The 16190-nt window shown below is 38.8% G+C and carries 18 protein-coding genes; 14 read left to right on the top strand and 4 right to left on the bottom strand.

All coding sequences use genetic code 11. The annotated features are described in order from the left end of the window. Positions 1-7 precede the first annotated feature (7 nt). Both NY014_RS05065 and NY014_RS05060 read left to right on the top strand, forming a co-directional pair. On the top strand, positions 8-484 hold the full coding sequence (locus NY014_RS05065) for a GNAT family N-acetyltransferase (RefSeq protein WP_259413464.1): 477 nt from the start codon (positions 8-10) through the stop codon (positions 482-484). 89 nt (positions 485-573) lie between these two features. After that, positions 574-1398, top strand: a complete 825-nt coding sequence (locus NY014_RS05060; RefSeq protein WP_259413463.1) for a universal stress protein — start codon at positions 574-576, stop codon at positions 1396-1398. Here NY014_RS05060 and NY014_RS05055 read toward each other — a convergent pair. The 3 genes from NY014_RS05055 to NY014_RS05045 all read right to left on the bottom strand — a co-directional run bounded on the left by NY014_RS05055 (position 1372) and on the right by NY014_RS05045 (position 5027). Beyond that, complete coding sequence (locus NY014_RS05055) at positions 1372-3051, bottom strand: Na/Pi cotransporter family protein (RefSeq protein ID WP_259413462.1); 1680 nt, start codon at positions 3049-3051, stop codon at positions 1372-1374. The genes NY014_RS05060 and NY014_RS05055 overlap by 27 nt on opposite strands. Positions 3052-3148: 97 nt before the next feature. Continuing rightward, on the bottom strand, positions 3149-4090 hold the full coding sequence (locus NY014_RS05050; RefSeq protein WP_494337110.1) for a hypothetical protein: 942 nt from the start codon (positions 4088-4090) through the stop codon (positions 3149-3151). Positions 4091-4124: 34 nt separating this feature from the next. Beyond that, complete coding sequence (locus NY014_RS05045) at positions 4125-5027, bottom strand: mechanosensitive ion channel family protein (protein ID WP_259413461.1); 903 nt, start codon at positions 5025-5027, stop codon at positions 4125-4127. A 163-nt stretch (positions 5028-5190) separates the two neighbouring features. Here NY014_RS05045 and NY014_RS05040 point away from each other — a divergent pair, with 163 nt between their 5' ends. Genes NY014_RS05040 through NY014_RS05025 form a run of 4 tightly spaced genes read left to right on the top strand, consistent with a single transcriptional unit; the run spans position 5191 to position 9762 of the window. Then, positions 5191-6732 (top strand): bifunctional GNAT family N-acetyltransferase/carbon-nitrogen hydrolase family protein, encoded by a 1542-nt coding sequence (locus NY014_RS05040; protein WP_259413460.1) that lies wholly within the window; start codon positions 5191-5193, stop codon positions 6730-6732. Beyond that, positions 6714-7292, top strand: a complete 579-nt coding sequence (locus tag NY014_RS05035; RefSeq protein WP_259413459.1) for a KdsC family phosphatase — start codon at positions 6714-6716, stop codon at positions 7290-7292. The genes NY014_RS05040 and NY014_RS05035 overlap by 19 nt, the downstream gene beginning before the upstream one ends. Then, positions 7285-8133 carry a 3-deoxy-8-phosphooctulonate synthase gene (gene kdsA, locus NY014_RS05030; RefSeq protein ID WP_259414128.1) on the top strand — a complete coding sequence of 283 codons (849 nt, stop codon included), beginning with the start codon at positions 7285-7287 and terminating at the stop codon, positions 8131-8133. Before NY014_RS05035 ends, kdsA begins: the two co-directional genes overlap by 8 nt. A gap of 6 nt (positions 8134-8139) precedes the next feature. Beyond that, positions 8140-9762 (top strand): L,D-transpeptidase family protein, encoded by a 1623-nt coding sequence (locus NY014_RS05025; protein ID WP_259413458.1) that lies wholly within the window; start codon positions 8140-8142, stop codon positions 9760-9762. Here NY014_RS05025 and NY014_RS05020 read toward each other — a convergent pair. After that, positions 9742-10443 carry a murein L,D-transpeptidase catalytic domain family protein gene (locus tag NY014_RS05020; protein ID WP_259413457.1) on the bottom strand — a complete coding sequence of 234 codons (702 nt, stop codon included), beginning with the start codon at positions 10441-10443 and terminating at the stop codon, positions 9742-9744. The two genes, NY014_RS05025 and NY014_RS05020, sit on opposite strands and share 21 nt — an antisense overlap. A 255-nt stretch (positions 10444-10698) precedes the next feature. Between NY014_RS05020 and NY014_RS05015 the strand changes: the two genes are divergently transcribed. From NY014_RS05015 to NY014_RS04980, 8 genes are all read left to right on the top strand, one after another. Next, on the top strand, positions 10699-11109 hold the full coding sequence (locus NY014_RS05015; RefSeq protein WP_259413456.1) for a 6-pyruvoyl trahydropterin synthase family protein: 411 nt from the start codon (positions 10699-10701) through the stop codon (positions 11107-11109). After that, positions 11069-11773 (top strand): GTP cyclohydrolase I FolE, encoded by a 705-nt coding sequence (gene folE / locus NY014_RS05010; protein ID WP_259413455.1) that lies wholly within the window; start codon positions 11069-11071, stop codon positions 11771-11773. Before NY014_RS05015 ends, folE begins: the two co-directional genes overlap by 41 nt. A gap of 108 nt (positions 11774-11881) precedes the next feature. Continuing rightward, on the top strand, positions 11882-12562 hold the full coding sequence (locus NY014_RS05005) for an SDR family NAD(P)-dependent oxidoreductase (RefSeq protein ID WP_259413454.1): 681 nt from the start codon (positions 11882-11884) through the stop codon (positions 12560-12562). A 34-nt stretch (positions 12563-12596) separates the two neighbouring features. Continuing rightward, entirely contained in the window at positions 12597-12896 is a 300-nt protein-coding gene (locus NY014_RS05000; protein WP_354003162.1) for a hypothetical protein, read from the top strand. Between the two features lie 15 nt (positions 12897-12911). Continuing rightward, positions 12912-13355 carry a hypothetical protein gene (locus NY014_RS04995; protein WP_259413453.1) on the top strand — a complete coding sequence of 148 codons (444 nt, stop codon included), beginning with the start codon at positions 12912-12914 and terminating at the stop codon, positions 13353-13355. Next, positions 13352-13981, top strand: a complete 630-nt coding sequence (locus NY014_RS04990; protein ID WP_259413452.1) for a flavin reductase family protein — start codon at positions 13352-13354, stop codon at positions 13979-13981. Before NY014_RS04995 ends, NY014_RS04990 begins: the two co-directional genes overlap by 4 nt. Positions 13982-14098: 117 nt before the next feature. Next, complete coding sequence (locus NY014_RS04985; RefSeq protein ID WP_259413451.1) at positions 14099-15094, top strand: ligase-associated DNA damage response exonuclease; 996 nt, start codon at positions 14099-14101, stop codon at positions 15092-15094. A 70-nt stretch (positions 15095-15164) separates the two neighbouring features. Then, entirely contained in the window at positions 15165-16169 is a 1005-nt protein-coding gene (locus NY014_RS04980) for a phosphotriesterase family protein (protein WP_259413450.1), read from the top strand. Positions 16170-16190 lie beyond the last annotated feature (21 nt).

Raw genomic sequence — 16190 nt, 5'->3', positions numbered from 1 at the left:
GGAAAGCATGTCCCAAATCCGTATCCTCCCATACCGACCTGAACTTCAACCATTTTTCGAATCCATCAACAAGGAATGGGTAGAGGAGCTCTTTTCATTGGAAGAATTCGATAGGATGCAATTAGAAAATCCCCAAGAAACTATTATTGATAAGGGAGGCGCTATCCTTTTTGCAGAAATGGATGGAGAGATAGTTGGGACTGTTGGACTTTCTAAAGTCAAAGGACAGACCTATGAACTGATAAAAATGGGAGTTCGAAAATCGGCTCAGGGTAAAGGAATAGGAATGATCTTGGGAAAGGCAATCTTGGAAAAAGCCTGGGATATGGGAGCAGAAAAAGTCGAGCTTTACTCTCATTCCAAATTGGGTCCAGCCCTCAAGATTTATCAAAAATTGGGTTTTGAAGCAGAGAAGCCTGAGGAAGGAAAATATGCCCGTTGTGATGTGAAAATGTTTCTAAAAAAGCCCCATTCCCTAGCTTAACTGATAATTATCAGTTTCTTCTTTGATATCCCTCAAGAGAATCTTCTAAAGTATTTTCGACCTTGGTATAAACCAAAACGGAGATAACCATGAAGACCATCGTTGTGCCCTTTGATTTTTCATCCTACTCATTAGAAGGATTGAAAACTGCCCAAAAAATTCAATCAAAGACTGATGCGAAAATTCTTTTGGTAACTGTGATCCCATCTGAGATAGATTTTGAAAAGCTTTCTGAAGAAGCTCAAAAGAAATATCCAGATCTGATCGAACAAATGGAAGAGGCGGAAGAAGTCCTTCCTGAATACATCCAAAAAGTTGCACCAGCGAAAGCTCCAATCGAACAAATTGTAAAAATAGGTGTGCCGTATGAGCAAATTTTGCGAGTGGCACAAGCAAATCAGGCTGATATGATCGTTATGGGAGCTTATGGGAAAGGGTTCGAAGAAGGGAAATTCATTGGTTCCAATCTCCAAAAAATGTTGAGACTTGCCCCAATGCCTGTTTTGGCAGTCAAAAAAGCCTTGGATGGGAATGATTTCAGGAAAATTGCTTTTGCGTCAACATTCCATGAGGATGCGCCAAAAGCTTTTGCTGAAATCAAATCTCTTGTAAAAGCTTTTAAGGCTTCTGTTCATCAACTATTTGTCAATACCCCTGAAAATTTTGCTTCCTCTAAGGAGATAAAACAGGGCATGGATTTATTCCAATCAGGCAACGAAGAAATCGTTTTTCATCAGCATACCTATAGTGCTCGAGAAGTTGAGAAGGGTATTGTAGCGTTTTGCCAAGAGGAGGGAATTCACTTGTTGTTTTTGGTTTCTGGTCACCATGCATCAAGTCCTGCCTATCAAATAGGTGTGACTGAAACAGTTTTGTATCAAGGTGATTTAGGAGTCCTTAGCCTGAAGGTTTGACTGTAAGGTTGGGACCTCGGTTGGGTCAAACACAACATTTATTGGGTGTCGCCAGTGTATCACGGCGGCACCCAAATTATATAAGCCTCTCGAGAACTCTTTGGCTACATTGGAAAGCGTAGAAAAAGGAATATCAGTCTTATGATTTTTTGCCTGTTCAAATAATTCTTCAATCATTCTATCTGCCTCTTCTTCGTTTCTCGACATCCATTGAGGGATTTCTATTTTCTCCACTTGATTTTCTACCATTCTATCAATTTGATGAATGCGCTCTTGGGCCATTTGCTGAAGCTTTTCTAAAAAGTCTTTGGGTAAATTTCTGCTTGAAAGAAGGATTTCTTTAATATTATGGGCAATGTCTTTAAAGTCTTTCGCAGCAAAAATCATCAATCTCACAGAAAGCATAAGGGAAATAAGTTTTTTTGCTTCATCCTCCTTAATACTGCTTTTCTGAAGCTTTAAATGATAGGCAGTGATTTCATCCTCAATATTTTTTAATTCACGATAATGAGTGATGTAGTCCAAAGGTTGGTTCAAAATCTTATCAAAAATTCCCCTTGATTTTATTGAGCCATCATTCAAATTCATGGTTAGGAATATAAAGGACTTTGCCTTGGCGTATAAAATCAAAAGTTCTTTATCCAAAGCTTGAATGGCTGCTTCAGGAACTTCCACGTCAACATTTTGAATGTAACGGGTATGAGGTTTTTCGGTGCGTACAAATCTTCCCGTCAGCCAATGGGTGATGGGCTTCAAAAATGGGTAGAAAAGGAAGATTCCAAAAAGATTTAAGACCGTGTTGAACAAAGCCAAATCGAATAATGGATCCTGACCAAAATCCATTTTAACAATCCAATTGACAATTATTGGTACAAAGAAGAATACGATTAAGCCTGTGACCACATTGAATAAAAAATGAAGCAAGGCTAATCGTTTCTTATCTGGACTTCCTCCAATTGCCCCTAATGTGACAGTAATCGTGGTTCCTATATTTGCTCCAATCGCTGCTGCTGCCGCTTGATCCAAAGCTAAAATCCCGGAATTAATAGCGCTTAATAAAATCACCATGGTTGCCGAACTGGACTGAATCAAGGCAGTTATTACGAGCCCAACCAAAAGAAAAACGATTAAGCCAAAATCGGTAAACTGGGCAAAATCAATAGAGCCTGAAAGACTCTCGATGGACACTTTCATCAAGTCCATTCCAAAAAAGAGAAAGCCAAAGCCAACTAGGAAAATGCCGAAATTTTTAATGATTAGATTTCTGCCAAGCAAGATGGATATCAATGCCCCAATTCCAATAAATGGGAGAGAGAATGAGGCTATGCTGACTTTGAATCCTAGTAAAAAAACGATCCAAGCAGTAATGGTTGTCCCAAGGTTAGCTCCCAAAATTACTCCCAAAGCATGCTTGAGGCTTAGAACTCCGGCTCCTAGAAATGCCAATACCATTAAGGTGACTAAGGAACTACTCTGAAGAATGGAGGTGATGATCGTTCCTGTAAGAATCCCCTTTATTGGGTGATTGGTAAATTTTTTAAGGAGATTCCGAAAAGATCTACCCGTGAGCTCCCGAAGCCCTAATTCCATTTGGTTCATTCCAAAAAGGAAGATTCCCAAACCGGCAAGAAATTCCCAAAAGTTTAAATTCACTACTGCTGGGTTTTAAAGTTGATTCTGGATGAATTGGTTTACAGCTGTATATCCAAATTACAAAAAACCTTCCTGAAATTCTCAGCAGCGTAGAAAATTACCAGAATCTGAATCGCTTTTCGTAGATACGATTTCTGAATATCCAGTTTTGAAAAATATCTTGAGACCAGTGAATTTCCAATCCTACATTGACTGTCATGTATCCATCAAATCGATGTCGCAATCCTGAGCCTCTTCTGACTCTTCCATTATTTCGCAGAATTTTGTCAATGTCTGGCATGCCATTATCATCCAAAAAATCTGGGTTTCGAATAGCTAATCGAAGTCTATCAGGATTTTTACCAGATACATAATCATCCACCAAATCCATGTAAAACTCGCTCACATTGTAGGCCGAAATATCATCCATGTAATCAGTCAAGGTGAAGCGATAATTCCCCTCAAATTTCAAATCCATATATACATTCAACTTGTACTTAAATCCCAGTCCCATAGGGAATACCATGATGTATCGATTATATGGATTGTTTTCCAATTGATAAGGTCTGAGATCTACCCATTCTCCATCCAATTGGGCCTGAGGGTTATTCGTGGACATTCCCAGTCCAAAGAATATGTATGGATTCCAAAGCGGACGGTGGATATTGGGGACTTTGACAGGATGCCAATAATATTCGATAATTCCTGTCAATTCCAGGTTTCTTGCTCTAAAATGTAGGTTTCTTGGTGTTCGATATGCCCTAGGGTCTGAAGGAGGGTCCTGTCCTGACATTTTGATATAAGAGAACTCTCCTCTTGCTCTTAAGTGAGTTCCAAATGTATAATTGAAAGCAAAATTTGCATTCCAATCAGGTTGCACTCCCTCTGAATATTTCCAAAATGAATAAAGCTCACCAAAGTACTGAGTAGGTCCTATACTCGCTGAAATAGACCAAGGCTCCTCGAAACGATAGCGGTAAAAACTTTGCGTAGATCCTAAAAACGCAAAACCAAAAGAAAAGAATAAAAGTAATACTAGCTTTCTCATTATCAGGCTCATAGAGAGCCAATTGGTCTTAACTTCGAAAATTAGCCTAATTTTTTAAATTTTCAAATCCTGATCGGAGGTGCAAATCCCGCTGTGGGAAAGGAATTTCAATTCCTTGCTCTCTAAATCGCTTGAATATTTCAAAATACAATTGGCTTTTCAACACCTTGGGTCTATTCACATATTCTGAAGTCCAGACCCTTAGATTGAAATTGATACTGTTGTCTCCATACTCTTCGAAGAGCACATCTGTTTCAGGTTTATCCAGGACACCCTTATTATCTTTTGCAACTTCCAAAAGAATCTTTCTGATCTTTTCCGGATCTTCTCGATAAGCCACACCCACCGAAAAATTGAAACGAACCATCCGGTCCGAGTGGGACCAGTTTATTACCTGATTATCAATAAATTGACTATTGGGTACAATAATGGTGATGTTGTCGTTAGTAACTACCATCGTAGAGCGGGCTGATATCTTTATTACATCCCCATTTACATTTCCAACCTCGATGCGATCTCCAACTTTGATGGGTTGTTCGAATAGAATGATTAGACCACTGATGAAGTTGTTAGTGATATTTTGAAGACCAAAACCGATACCTACACCAATAGCACCTGCCAAAACTCCAAAAGCGCTTAGATCAATCCCGTTCGTTTGTAAGATGGAAAAAATACCTGCTAGAATCAGGATATATTTTACCATGGTGCCGATCGAAAGCCGGGTTCCTTCTGTGATGTGGTATTTTTTGAGAATTCGGTTGACAAGAAGCCTGCGAATCCATTCCGATCCAACAAATAGAACTAAAAATGAGATGGCCAATGTAAGTAGAAGGCCAATTGTTAATTTAGATTCTCCTAAGTTGAAGAGACTGAAATTCATCATTTCTTCAAACCAGGATAAAAAATCAAAGCTTGTTTTTTGGGTGTCAGCGTTTAATGCAGATTGCATATTGAGTTAATGTCTTTTAGAAATCAAATGACAAAATATTAATAAATCTCGATCATAGGATGAGAACAGTTACTTGATATTACTAATCAGAATAAAATTTTGTTTTTTAGAGTTGATAGACGGCTTTCAAAAATTTTTGATGGAAAAGGCTTAATTTTGAATCATGAGTAAACAAAGAGAAGAACTCGAACACCGGCTTAAACTCCGGAATATTAAACTATCTGATTTTGAGGATATTCGGGAAATCATGGCTTCGATTTATCGGGATAAAGCCATGACATGGTCCAAGCAAGAGCTCAAAAATCAAATTAAAGTATTTCCTGAAGGGCAAATCTGTATTGAGGATAATGGAAAGGTAGTAGCGGCTGCCCTAAGTATCATTGTGGATTATGCCAAATTCGGTGATAATCACACTTATGATCAGATTACTGGCTATGGGAAGTTTGATACCCATGACGAGGAAGGGGATACACTTTATGGAACAGATGTATTCGTGCATCAGGATTATCGAGGAATGCGTTTGGGGAGACGTTTGTATGATGCAAGGAAGGAATTATGCGAAAACCTGAACCTTCGTTCCATTATCGCTGGAGGTAGAATTCCAGGCTATTCTAAATACGCAGAGGAAATGACCCCCAGAAAGTACATTGAATTGGTCAAGAACAAGGAAATCTTCGACCCAGTACTTTCCTTCCAATTAGCCAATGAATTCCACGTACGAAAAGTAATAACTAAGTACCTTCCAGAAGATAAAGATTCCAGAGCCTATGCCACTTTGTTGGAATGGATCAATATTTATTACGAGAAGGATGAGAAGCTCATTGGTAACCAAAAGTCGATTGTTCGACTTGGCTTAGTTCAGTGGAAAATGCGTCGTTTTTCCAATGTGGATGATTTGATGCAACAAGTTGAATTCTTTGTGGATACTATTTCGGGATATAAATCTGATTTTTGCCTTTTCCCTGAATTTTTTAATGCTCCGCTTTTGTCAGAATTCAATGATATGGATGCTTCAGAAGCGATTCGAAATCTTGCAGATTATACTCAGGAAATTGTGAGCAGGATGAGCGATTTGGCTGTGTCTTACAATGTCAACATTATCGCCGGCTCCATGCCTGAATATGATGGAAAAAAACTTCGAAATGTAAGTTACCTCTGCCGTCGAGACGGTACGCATGATAAGCAATACAAACTTCATATTACTCCTGATGAAGCCTCTTACTGGGGTTTGCAAGGAGGAAATGGAATCCGGGTTTTTGATACAGATGCTGGAAGAATAGGTATTTTGATTTGTTATGATGTAGAGTTCCCGGAATTGGGACGTATTCTTGCAGAGCAGGAAATGGACATTCTATTTGTTCCTTTTTGGACAGATACCAAAAATGCTTTCCTACGGGTAAATACCTGTGCTCGCGCTCGTGCTATAGAAAATGAATGCTATGTGGCGATTACCGGTTCTGTGGGTAATTTGCCGAAAGTAGAAAACATGGATATCCAATATTCTCAAGCTGCTATCTATAGCCCTTCTGACTTTTCATTTCCACATGACTCCATCGTAGCTCAGGCTTCTGAAAATGCAGAAACCACCATCGTGGCAGACGTTGATTTAGATTTGCTGACAAAGCAGCGAAAGGCAGGTAGTGTAAGAAATCTTGAACAGCGAAGACTGGATCTTTATTCAATACAATGGAAACAGAAGAAATAATCAAAGACTACTTCAGTCATATTCCCGATGCCGTTTGGGAAAAAGCCGAGCAAATCAAATTGCTTATTACCGATATCGATGGGGTGATGACAGACGGTGGAATCATTTATGATAATGAGGGGATGGAGCTGAAAAAATTTCAAGTAAAAGATGGATATATCGTCCAGTTCCTACGCCGAAATCGTATAATGGTTGGGGCCATAACAGGAAGAAAATCTCAAGTCGTGGAGAACCGGTGTGAGGAATTGCGATTTGATTTTCATTACCATGGAATCAAGGACAAGGGAAAAAAGCTAACCGAATTACTTGAGACTCTTGAATTGGAGGAAAGGGAAGTCGCTTATATCGGGGATGATTTGATAGATCTTCCGATTATGAAGCGAGTTGGTTTGACTGCTTGTCCAGCAGATGCTATTTCTTACATCAAGCACCAGGTTGATTTTGTGACGAAAATGAATGGAGGAAATGGAGCTTTTCGAGAAGTGGCTGATTTGTTATTACATGCCAAAGGAAAGTTGATTCCTTTGATTGAATCTTTATCGGAGAAAAATGATGAATAGAACTGATCAAAAAATGAAAATCACCGAAAAAGTGGTTTTGGGTGGTGATAAACCTGTTCTTTTTGCAGGACCTTGTGCTGTTGAAAGCTATGATATTTGCTTGGAAATTGGTACAAAAGTAAAGGCTTGGGCAGAAGAGCATGGGTTTTCCTACGTTTTTAAAGCTTCCTTTGATAAAGCCAACAGAACTTCATCATCTTCTTTCCGAAGTATAGGGATGGATAAATCTCTGGAAGTACTTCAGCGAGTAGGACAGGCTTTGGATATTCCATTGGTTACAGATATTCACGAAAGCTATCAGGCCAAAGAGGTTGCTGAAGTAGTAGATGTGCTACAGATTCCAGCGTTCTTATGTCGTCAAACTGATTTGCTTCTTGCTGCTGCGGAAACAGGAAAAGCTGTTAAAATCAAAAGGGGGCAATTTATGGCTCCGGAGGATATGCAGTTTGCTGTTAAAAAAGTTCGCTCAGCGGGAAATGACAATGTTTGCCTTACTGAAAGAGGCTTTTCTTTAGGATATCATAACCTGGTGGTAGATATGAGAGCTTTGCCAATCATGAGGCAATTTGCGCCGGTAGTATTTGATATTACGCATTCTGTACAACAACCTGGAGGGCAAGGTGGAAGCAGTGGTGGACAAAGGGAATTTGCTCCATTCCTAGCTCGAGCAGCAGCGGCCACTGGTGTGGATGGATTTTTCATAGAAACCCATCCGGAACCTGCCAAAGCGCTTAGTGATGGGCCGAATTTGATACCACTTCATCGTATGGGGGATTTTCTGACCATGCTGAAGGATGTTTGGGCTTTAGGCAGAAAATACCAAGATTTTCCAATAGAATAAGATGATATGAAACCCCTTTTATTCTTTATTTTTTTATTCTTTTATCAATTTTCCTTCTCTCAGGATTTAAGTGAATTGCTAAAATCCCGTCTGGAAAATACTGGAGGAAAGTCCGTTTTAGAATTGAGGGGACGTGAAATTCAAAATCATAATTCTATTCTTGAATTTTATGGTTCTAGGAATTTTGAATCGCTTTGGATTGATTCAAATGAATTATCAGAGCTTGCTTATGAACTCAGATATGAAATAGAGCAATCCAAATTTGATGGATTGAATCCTCAGGATTATCATTTTGCGCTGATTCAGACATTTTTTAAAGCAATTGAAGAAAATAAAAAAGCCGGATTTGAACCATTTTTGGAAGATTTGGCTGATATAGAGCTATTTCTTTCGGATGCAGTTATTCGGTTGGCTCAGGATCTAGATCAAGGGAAATTAGATCCTTCCAAATTGAATCAATCCTGGAATATTCCCAAAAAGGCTGCGAATTTTAATTCTCCTGTTTTCTTCCAAAAATTGGCAAAAGATAGGGCTCTTAGACCTTTGTTGATTGACCTATATCCCAAAATGAATGCTTATTCAAAGGGAAGAGAAGTTATCAGAGACTTGGTTTCGCGAATGGAGGAAGATGAGTTGGATTGGTCAAATCTCCGAACAAATAAATCCATAAAAGTAGGAGAAAGTGATGGGGCTATTCCATCCATCCGAGAGCGATTGGCATTTTGGAATTATTTGGATGTTGGGGATTTCGAATCCAAAACCTATGATTCCCTTCTTTTTAATACAATAATCCGATTTCAGGAAGATAATGGATTAGAAGCTGATGGAATTATTGGCAAAAATACCTTAGCCGCACTGAATCATTCTCCAGAGGATTTGATTGGAAAAATTTCTGTAAACCTGGAGCGATTGCGATGGTTGGAAGACTCGCAGTTGTCCTCTGAAGCAATCATGGTCAATATCCCAGATTTCAGTCTGGTGTATTTGAATAGGTTTGATACAGTTTTTTTCTCCAAAGTGATTGTGGGGAAAACTGATAATCAAACACCTGTGTTTCGAGCGACGATGAGTTATATCGTTTTTAGTCCTTATTGGAATGTGCCAACTTCAATTGTCAATAAAGAAATTATCCCTGCAGTACGAAAAAACTCTAATTACCTCGCTAGGAATAATATGGAAGTGCTTTCCTATTCCGGTCAAGCTATTGACCCTCAATTAGTGAATTGGAAAGGAAGGTCAATTCCCTACTTGATTCGACAAAAACCAGGACCATCCAATTCTCTGGGTTTGGTGAAGTTTATGTTTCCTAATTCTTTTAGTGTATACATTCATGATACTCCTGCTAAGCATCTTTTTGATCGGGATACACGCTCAATGAGTCATGGTTGTATTCGTCTAGCCAAGCCATTCGATTTCGCCAAATTACTTCTTCAGGACCAAGAAAAATGGACAGATGAAAAAATAAAAGAATCCATGAATCAGGATCATGAGGTAAAAGTGGAATTGACCGAAAAAATCCCTGTTTATGTCGTCTACTTGACTTTTTGGACTGATGGAAAAGGCAACCCTTACTTTAGACCTGATTTATATTACCGAGATCAAGAGATTTTAGACAGGTTGAGAAAGTAGGGCTTCAGATAAAACCGGTGAGTTGCTCAGATATTTTTCATCTTCTCCATAAATGAATATCAACGAACCGTCCTTGATCAAATCAATGGCTTCCTTGGAGATTTCAGAAGGTAATGCTGGACAACCCAAGCTTCTTCCTAGTCTTCCTGATGATTTGGCAACTTCCTCCCGAGCATAATCAGCTCCATGGATTACAATGGCTCGATCTCTTGCCTTGTCATTGAATCCTTTTTCTAAGCCATCCAATCGAAGTGAATAGCCATGTTTACCTTGGTAGGTTTCTGCTGTTTTGTAAAAACCTAGGCTGCTTTTATAGGAATTTGGAATGTTGGAGAATGACTCTGCAAATAGATTTCCAGAATTCCTTCCATGAGAAACTACTGTATGGAGTTTTACTTCCATGGATTTTGGATCGATGACCCACATTCGTTTTTCAGTAGAAGGTAAACTGAAGTCAATGATAGTCAGCATTGGATTACGAAGGTCTTCTTTTAAATGAGACCAGCCTGCCAAAGCTTTATCGAAGATTGTTCGATCAGGTAATACATCGAATTTTTCTTGTAACTGAGCATAGGGATCCTTTGCATGGATCACATTTTCGGATTTGGGTTTTTCAGGGGTAGTTTTAGACGTGTGTCCTAATGACAACATCCCTGCTAATAGAATTTGGATAATATTCATAGTGGTTGTTTTCCGGGTTGGTTTTTCTTCACTATCCGGTGATTGAGATAGATCAGAGTTTGGCTTATTTTGAACCTTTTTTAATTATTAATGCTTTTTTTATTCGGTATTTGAATAGATAACACCAGTCGCAGAAATAAAATTCTATTTTTGCGGGAATTATTAAAAATATGAAAATCAGGGTTTTGAGATTTTTGTTTAAAGAAATTCAATAATAATTAAACAAAAAGAAAAATTTCCCTGTTCAAGGAATTAATGAAAGTAACAGTAATCCGTAAGGAACATTTCAATGCCGCTCATCGGCTTCACAATCCAAATTGGTCTGATGAAAAAAATCAGGCTGTTTTTGGAAAGTGTAACAACCCAAATTTCCATGGGCACAATTATGACCTTCATGTCATGCTTCGTGGAGAAATTGATCCTGAAACTGGTTATGTTTATGACATGAAATTGCTCAGCGATTTAATTAAAGAGCATGTATTAAATAGATTTGATCATAAAAATTTAAACTTAGACACCGATGAATTCAAGAATCTCAATCCAACTGCAGAAAACATTGCAGTGGTTATTTGGAATATTTTGAGGGAAAAAATTGATCGGAAATACGATTTAAGCATTCGGCTATATGAAACAGAAAGAAACTTTGTTGAATACGATGGGAATTGATATTTCCCGCACTTCATTTGAGGAATTGGGAGAAGAGCATGTTGCTACCTCTCTCGAAACACCGCTTCGGGAAGATGCTTTCGAAATGGATGACGATCTAAAAATCGAGTTGATTGAAAAGCACTTCAAGGAAATCATGAACATTTTGGGCTTGGATTTGACCGACGATAGCCTGAAAGGAACTCCTCATCGAGTAGCTAAGATGTACGTAAAAGAGGTTTTTTCGGGTTTGAACCCGAAAAATAAGCCGAATGCAAAGCTCTTTGAGAACAAGTTCCAGTACAACCAAATGCTTGTTGAAAAAGATATCACGTTTTTTTCTCATTGTGAGCATCATTTTGTTCCGATTTACGGTAGAGCTCATGTAGCTTATATTTCCAATGGCAATGTGATTGGATTATCAAAAATCAACCGGATAGTTCAATATTTTTCTAAGAGGCCTCAGGTTCAGGAGCGTCTTACCATGCAGATTGGAAATGAATTGAAAGAAGCTCTTGGAACAGAGGACGTAGCAGTAATCATGGATGCGTACCACATGTGTGTAAGTTCTCGTGGTATTAATGACACAAATAGTTCTACAGTTACCTCATTTTATTCCGGGAAATTTGAAACAGATGAACAAACTCGAAATGAGTTTTTGAAATACATCAATCTGGTAAAATAATTTAAGCTAAAACCAACTTCTTAAACCGGGCGATTGTCCGGTTTTTTTATGTCTATTTCTAAACAAAATCTATTTGAATCGACTTTAGAGGAAGAAATCAAAAAGTTCATGAAAGGAAAGAATATTGTCATTATTGGAGGTAACTCCGGAATTGGAAAAGCTCTGGCGGAAACTTGCCAGGCATTAGGATCAAACTTATTTCTGTATTCAAAAAGTGGGGAAGGAACAACCGCTTTGGATACAAGTGCTGATTTCGAAGAAATGCCTGGATTACCGGAAGTAATTGATGGGCTAATTTATACTCCGGGTACGATTAACCTTAAACCTTTCCACAGGATTTCGATGGAAGATTTTCGTCAGGAAATGGAAGTGAATTTTTTCGGGGCAGTTAGAGTATTACAAGCTTGTCTTAAAGGGTTAAAGCGTTCAAAAGATGCTTCTGTGGTTTTGTTCAGCACTGTAGCAGTACAAACTGGGATGGGCTTTCATGCCGGAATTGCTTCTGCAAAAGGTGCTATTGAAGGGCTGACCAGATCTCTTGCAGCTGAGTGGGCGCCTTATCATATCCGAGTAAATGCAATAGCTCCTTCTTTAACAGACACTCCGCTAGCTTCAGCACTATTATCTACTGATGACAAAAGAGATGCGAGTAACAAGCGACATCCACTAGGAAGATTTGGTAAGCCGGAAGACATTGCCCAGGCTGCAAAATATTTATTGTCGAATGAATCCTCTTGGATGACAGGCCAAATTCTCCACGTGGATGGAGGAATGTCCAATTTGAAATGATTTAAAAACAATTTACCGTTCAAATTTGTCATAAATGAGGGTACGGTCCCGAGAAGAACGAACTGTGAATATGAAGACACCACCTGAATCATTCCTAATTTTTAAGGAAGAATTGAGGAAAGCCCAATTAGAAAAAGAAAGGCTTAAAAAGGAGTACGAAAATAAACTTTCTGAAGTCAATAAAGAACTTGCTAGGCTTAAGGAACAAATTAAGTCTCAGCAAGACATGATGCGTACGACGCTTGAATATGCATCCAATTTGGAAGTGCGATTGGAGCAATTCAGACAGGAAGTAAGCCGCTCTGAGGAGCAGCGAAAAAAATCCGTTTACTAATTTCCATCCTTTGCTATGAACGATATTTTGCAATCCTCCGAAATACAAGATTTTGAATTGGCTTTTGAACAGAAATATCTTCGTGTTCTAAAAAGTCCAGAGTTAAAAATTATCCTCTGCGAATTGCTCTCTGATTATATTCCGATTGAAGACTTCAAGGAAGCCTTTCAGCAGATTGGTGAAATCGTTAAAGAGGGTGATTATGAAAAATTCATTTTTGACAAAAGATCTTTACGAGCTTTCCATCAGCCTACCATGGAGTGGTACTTTATCTATTGGAAAAAGGACATGCTTCAATATGGAGTGAAAACGCACCGAAAAATCCTGCCAGATGAAAAGTGGTTTGAAAAAATGGTGCAGATAGCCAAAGATCAAATTCTTCAAAACTATCCTGACAATATTATCGATCAGTTGGATATCAAATATTGTAACTCTATAGAAGAAGCTATTGCTAAATGATGCGACATTTCTCCAAATCTGACATTTTGGAATCGGATTCTTTCTTCCGTAGAAATCTGATCAATTGCCTCTCAGGTTACAAAAGCCTAAACCTGATCGGAACGAAAAACTCAACGGGCGTCACCAATTTGGCTCCTTTCTCTCAAGTATTTCACATTGGAGCTACACCACCGCTTGTTGGGATTCTTTTTCGGCCACATACTGTCAAGCGTGATACCTTAGAGAACATTCTGGATACAGGATCATTTACTTTAAATCAAGTTTCTCCTGATTTTGTCAAAGAGGCTCATTGGACATCTGCTAGATGGGAAGGGAGCGAGTTTGAAAAAACAGGGCTAGGGGAACTGTACAGAGAAGGTTTCTATGCCCCTTTTGTGAAGTTAAGCCCCCTTCAACTTGGATGCAGTTTGGTAGAAACCCAAACTTTGAAAGTAAATGAAACAGTTCTAGTGATAGGAAGCATCGAGCATATCTTCGTGGAAGAAAAGGGGCTCAGAACGGATGGCTCTTTGGATTTAAATGTTCTCGAGACAGTTACAGTATCTGGCTTGGATGAATACCATGTAGGGAAAAAATTGGCTCGTTTTTCTTATGCCAAGCCGGATCGGGAAGTGGAGGAAATTTAATTTTCAAGTTTATTTCTATTCTCTACCTCAAGATTAGTAAGTGGGAATAGGCCTTCAAAATTTTTTTAATTTAGACATGAGTTTTACAATTTATTTAAACTCAATCGGCATTAGAATTTGAATTTACTTGAGCTAACGGAATTTGGTCTATACTGTCCTCCGGCAGATGTTTTTATTGACCCTTGGCGTCCTGTAAACAGGGCAGTGATTACCCATGCGCATTCAGACCATGCTCGGTGGGGAATGAAAAAATATTTAGCTCATCATCATTCTGCCGAGGTAATGCGACTTCGGTTAGGTTCTGAAATCAATTTGGAAACTGTTGATTATAGTGAGGTTAAAACAGTAAATGGAGTGAGAATCTCACTTCATCCTGCTGGACATATTCCCGGTTCTGCCCAAGTAAGATTGGAATATCAAGGTAAAATCGCAGTAGTGAGTGGAGATTATAAAGTCGAAGCGGATGGGCTTTCAACTCCTTTTGAATCCATCAAATGCCATGAATTTGTGTCGGAGTGTACTTTCGGATTACCGATTTATAAATGGGAATCCCAACAAGCGATTTTTGACCAAATCAATAATTGGTGGAAAGAAAACACAAGTGAGGGTAGGAATTCGGTACTTTTTGCCTATTCATTGGGAAAAGCTCAGCGAATTTTACAAAACCTTAACCGGGAAATTGGGAAAGTTTTTGTGCATGGGGCTATCTGTAACACAAACCAAGCATTACTTGCAAATGGCATAGATATTTGGGATGTGCCAAAAGTAAATACGGATATTCCGAAAAGTGAATATCAAGGTGCCCTCATTATCGCTCCTCCTTCTGCCATGGGGACACCTTGGATGCGGAAATTTTCTCCTTATCGAACAGGAATTTGTTCAGGCTGGATGAGTATTCGAGGAACCCGAAGGAGAAGAGCAGCGGATAGGGGATTTGTATTGTCAGACCATGCTGATTGGGAAGGATTAATTCAAGCTATTGAAGCTACAGAAGCTGAAAAAGTCTATTTAACTCATGGAAGCACGGCTGCGTTTGGGAAGTTTTTGCAAGAAGAAAAAGGAATTGATGCAGTCGAGTTGCAGACACTTTTTGGGGAGGAAGAAGCCGAATAAGTGGATTAAGTCAGGATTGAAAAATTGATTTCCTACTAATATCTTGAACAAAGAAACAAATCTCCCCTTCATGTCTAAGTTTTTGATTTCCATTTTCCTAAGCATTCTGTTCATTTCCTGTCAGAGCTCTCCTTCCAATAAATTTGATAATAACATAAATACAGTCACCGGAAAGATTTCTATCGACTCAATGGGTTTGACTTTGATTCATGAGCACATGTTGGTGGATTTTATTGGGGCGGATTCAATCAACTTTGAAAGGTGGAATCGAGATTCAGTTGTACATAAAGTTCTTCCTTACCTAGAAGATTTAAAAAAATTTGGAGTTAAAACGATTCTTGATTGTACTCCCAGTTATTTGGGAAAAGATCCTTTATTGCTGAAAGAACTTAGTGAGAAATCTGGAATTCAAATCCTCACAAATACTGGTTTCTATGGGGCGGTTGGAGGAAAATATTTGCCCGATTTTGTCCAAACTGAATCTGCCGAAGAACTTGCTGCTCGCTGGATTAAAGAGTATGAAAATGGAATAGACGGAACAAAGATTTACCCTGGATTTATCAAGATTTCTGTAAATGAATTTGATCCACTTTCTGAAACTGATCAAAAGTTGGTCCGTGCCGCCGCGATCACGCATCTTAATACAGGTTTGACCATTGCTTCTCACACTGGCTCTTGGAGTACAGCCAAACAGGAAGTACAAATACTACAAGAAATGGGAGTGGAGCCATCAGAGTTTGTCTGGGTACACGCTCAAAATGAGCCCGATTTTGAAAACTACAAAGTAGCTGCCGAGTTGGGAGTTTGGATCAGTTTAGATGGAATTGGCTGGGCGATTGATCCTTATGTAGATCGTTTGATATTTGCCAAAGAGCATGGGATTCTCGGGAATGTGCTGATTTCTCATGACGCTGGCTGGTACGATCCAGCCAAAGAAGGTGGAGGGGATTTTCAGCCCTTTACCAATATTTTTGAAAAGCTTATTCCAATATTGAGTGAAAGTAAATTCACCGAAGACGATTGGAATGTTCTATTAAAGGAAAACCCTAAAGCAGCCTTTTTATCCATTAAGTAGTGGATTTTCAAGATTTTTTAA

Origin of the sequence: Algoriphagus limi, assembly GCF_024919275.1 — a bacterium.
In the GTDB taxonomy this organism is placed as follows: domain Bacteria; phylum Bacteroidota; class Bacteroidia; order Cytophagales; family Cyclobacteriaceae; genus Algoriphagus; species Algoriphagus limi.
Note: the sequence above shows the minus strand (reverse complement) of the source record. Positions and strands in the feature narration are given on the sequence as shown.

Coding starts and splice junctions, on each gene's coding strand:
- NY014_RS05045 (WP_259413461.1), bottom strand. CDS start 5,027: ATGCAATCTGCATTAAACGCTGACACCCAAAAAACAAGCTTTGATTTT.
- NY014_RS04980 (WP_259413450.1), top strand. CDS start 15,165: ATGTCTAAGTTTTTGATTTCCATTTTCCTAAGCATTCTGTTCATTTCC.
- NY014_RS05015 (WP_259413456.1), top strand. CDS start 10,699: ATGAAAGTAACAGTAATCCGTAAGGAACATTTCAATGCCGCTCATCGG.
- NY014_RS05025 (WP_259413458.1), top strand. CDS start 8,140: ATGAAACCCCTTTTATTCTTTATTTTTTTATTCTTTTATCAATTTTCC.
- NY014_RS05000 (WP_354003162.1), top strand. CDS start 12,597: ATGAGGGTACGGTCCCGAGAAGAACGAACTGTGAATATGAAGACACCA.
- NY014_RS05005 (WP_259413454.1), top strand. CDS start 11,882: ATGAAAGGAAAGAATATTGTCATTATTGGAGGTAACTCCGGAATTGGA.
- kdsA (WP_259414128.1), top strand. CDS start 7,285: ATGAATAGAACTGATCAAAAAATGAAAATCACCGAAAAAGTGGTTTTG.
- NY014_RS05065 (WP_259413464.1), top strand. CDS start 8: ATGTCCCAAATCCGTATCCTCCCATACCGACCTGAACTTCAACCATTT.
- NY014_RS05040 (WP_259413460.1), top strand. CDS start 5,191: ATGAGTAAACAAAGAGAAGAACTCGAACACCGGCTTAAACTCCGGAAT.
- NY014_RS05020 (WP_259413457.1), bottom strand. CDS start 10,443: ATGAATATTATCCAAATTCTATTAGCAGGGATGTTGTCATTAGGACAC.
- NY014_RS05035 (WP_259413459.1), top strand. CDS start 6,714: ATGGAAACAGAAGAAATAATCAAAGACTACTTCAGTCATATTCCCGAT.
- NY014_RS04990 (WP_259413452.1), top strand. CDS start 13,352: ATGATGCGACATTTCTCCAAATCTGACATTTTGGAATCGGATTCTTTC.
- NY014_RS05050 (WP_494337110.1), bottom strand. CDS start 4,090: ATGAGCCTGATAATGAGAAAGCTAGTATTACTTTTATTCTTTTCTTTT.
- NY014_RS05060 (WP_259413463.1), top strand. CDS start 574: ATGAAGACCATCGTTGTGCCCTTTGATTTTTCATCCTACTCATTAGAA.
- NY014_RS04995 (WP_259413453.1), top strand. CDS start 12,912: ATGAACGATATTTTGCAATCCTCCGAAATACAAGATTTTGAATTGGCT.
- folE (WP_259413455.1), top strand. CDS start 11,069: ATGAAACAGAAAGAAACTTTGTTGAATACGATGGGAATTGATATTTCC.